Annotated in this window: 1 protein-coding gene; it reads left to right on the top strand. The window is 60.4% G+C overall.

Going from position 1 to position 222, the window contains the following annotated elements:
- Positions 1–161: 161 nt before the first annotated feature.
- Positions 162–222 (top strand): SymE family type I addiction module toxin (locus FDP13_RS22030; protein ID WP_143840386.1); only part of this gene is annotated, 61 nt, incomplete at its 3' end.

Genomic DNA, 222 nt, shown 5'->3' with positions numbered 1-222 from the left:
GACCGCTCTGCTCCTGCACGCTGTCGAAGTTGCTGTGCACCTTGTCACGGCTGAAGCTGAAGCTCGCCCCGCCGCCGGTCATGCTGCCGAAGGTAAAGCTACCGCTCGCCGACACACAGGTCTGTGCCGGGTCATAACGGTTACCGTCCTGCTTTCAGGCGATTCATCTGCAAGGTGCCTGGCTTACCGAAGCCGGCTTTACCGACGGGATGCCGCTAAAAA

It is taken from the genome of Dickeya sp. ws52, assembly GCF_007210685.1.
Classification (GTDB): Bacteria; Pseudomonadota; Gammaproteobacteria; order Enterobacterales; family Enterobacteriaceae; genus Dickeya; species Dickeya chrysanthemi.
Note: the sequence above shows the minus strand (reverse complement) of the source record. Positions and strands in the feature narration are given on the sequence as shown.